We start from the raw sequence: 298 nt of genomic DNA, 5'->3' as shown, positions 1-298 counted from the left end.
GCCGCCGAACCTGCTGCAGCATCGCGCCTTCATGACGGGCCTGACGGCATCGGCGCTGCACTACATCGGGATGATGGCGTTCTTCCTGGTGCTGACGCTATATCTGCAGAACGGGCGGCAGCTTTCCGCGGTGCGCATGGGTATCGCCATCCTGCCGCTGGCCATCACCTTTCTGATCACATCGCGGGTAGCCAATGCATTGGTACGGCGCTATGGCGTCCGCGCGCTGTTGGCGGGGCTCGGCCTGATGGCCCTGGGCCTGCTGGTGCTGCTGGCGGGATTCGGAACGGAGTGGGCA

1 protein-coding gene is annotated in these 298 nt (G+C 65.1%); it reads left to right on the top strand.

The features are described from left to right. Positions 1–298: MFS transporter (locus tag D1614_RS28140; protein WP_241558160.1), on the top strand; the 298-nt coding region annotated here is incomplete at both ends.

Origin of the sequence: Maribellus luteus (assembly GCF_003576475.1) — a bacterium.
Classification (GTDB): Bacteria; Bacteroidota; Bacteroidia; order Bacteroidales; family Prolixibacteraceae; genus Draconibacterium; species Draconibacterium luteum.
The sequence above is the reverse complement of the archived record's forward strand: the minus strand, read 5'-3'. Positions and strand labels throughout refer to the sequence as shown.